Source organism: bacterium (assembly GCA_040755795.1).
Taxonomy (GTDB): Bacteria; UBA9089; CG2-30-40-21; order CG2-30-40-21; family SBAY01; genus JBFLXS01.
In genome coordinates this window covers 1-1436 of the sequence record JBFLXS010000672.1, presented here as the reverse complement: position 1 = coordinate 1436, position 1436 = coordinate 1, and the positions used below count along the sequence as shown (strand labels likewise).

General features: G+C 39.9%; 3 protein-coding genes. All 3 read left to right on the top strand.

Features of this window, described 5'->3' with window-relative positions; genetic code table 11:
• The coding region (locus AB1414_20805; GenBank protein ID MEW6609851.1) for an EF-Tu/IF-2/RF-3 family GTPase at positions 1-647 on the top strand (647 nt) is incomplete at its 5' end.
• A gap of 180 nt (positions 648-827) precedes the next feature.
• The gene (locus AB1414_20800) at positions 828-1019 is read left to right on the top strand and encodes a hypothetical protein (GenBank protein MEW6609850.1); all 192 of its coding nucleotides are present in this window, start codon (positions 828-830) and stop codon (positions 1017-1019) included.
• A 4-nt stretch (positions 1020-1023) separates the two neighbouring features.
• A complete protein-coding gene (locus AB1414_20795) occupies positions 1024-1149 on the top strand; it encodes a hypothetical protein (GenBank protein ID MEW6609849.1) in 126 nt (41 codons plus the stop codon).
• Positions 1150-1436: the final 287 nt, after the last annotated feature.

Below are 1436 nucleotides of genomic sequence, written 5' to 3'. Positions count from 1 at the left end.
AGAAAGAATGTCCTCATTGTGGGGCAATACATAATTTGATGGAGGCGATAGATACATATATACCCCTTCCGAAGCGAGAGAAGGATAAGCCATTTTTATTGGCAGTGGAGGATGTATTTTCGATTACCGGACGAGGGACAGTGGCAACAGGTAGAGCAGAACGAGGGGTGATAAAGACAGGGGATGCAGTAGAAATAGTAGGGATAAGGCCGACGCAGACATCAGTTGTTACAGGGGTTGAGATGTTCAGGAAGACATTAGACCAGGGAGAGGCAGGAGATAATATTGGGTTATTATTACGAGGGATAGATAAAGAGAAGATAGAGCGAGGGCAGGTAATTGCGGCACCAGGGACGATAACACCACATACGAAGTTCAAGGCAGAGGTATATGTATTGAAAAAGGAAGAGGGTGGCAGACATACACCATTTTTTAAAGGGTATCGACCTCAATTTTATTTTCGGACGACAGATGTGACAGGGGCAATAGAATTGCCAGAAAGGATAGAGATGGTAATGCCAGGAGACAATGTGAATATGACGGTCGAATTAATTACACCGATTGCGATGGAGAAAGAGGTTCGATTTGCTATTCGAGAAGGTGGACATACTGTAGGAGCAGGTGTAGTGACTGAGGTGATTGCATAGAAAACCAAAGACCATAGACCAAAGGGCAGAAAGCAGAAGACAGAAGTCAGGAAACAGAAAAAATGAACCGCACAGATGCAGAGATACAGAGGAAAAGATAAAATAATAATCATGCAGAGACGCAAAAACACAAAGTTAGTGGGAGTTACCTCTGCGGTGAAAAAAGGATAGCAGATAAAAATGCAATTAGAAAAAGAAAATCGAAAAATTATAGCACAAAAAATATTTGATCTGGGCAACTTTGCCATAGCGGCATTAATATTTGGACTCCTGATTTCTAAACAAATTATTAGTCTATGGTTTGTGTGTCTGGGAGTAATATTATATCTTTCCTGTCTGGCTATTGGAATTATGCTTTTAAAAAGGAAGTAAAACTATGGAAAATATAGGCATAATTATACTGGGTTTAATCATAATTTTATGGGCAGTATTTGGGCCGGTAATTTTACATGATTGGCGAGATGAAAAAAAACAAAAAATGTATAAAATCAGAGAACATTGATGAATAAAGAGGTATTAAATTTATGATGTAACTATTCACCACGAAGGGCACGGAGAGCACGAAGTGAAATTTGATGAATTATCGTAACCGTTCAGCCACAGAGGCACAGAGTTCACAGAGAATTAAGGGAATTAACCCCAAATGCACACGAATTAACCTGTGACATCCCATAAATGTAGTGCGAACCTTTAGGTTCGCCTTTTGGCTTGCCAGAAGTGAGGCTAACGCCTCGCACTACAAATCTTTTTGTTGTTCAGAGAGATTTGGATTCATCTCGTTAGATAGTA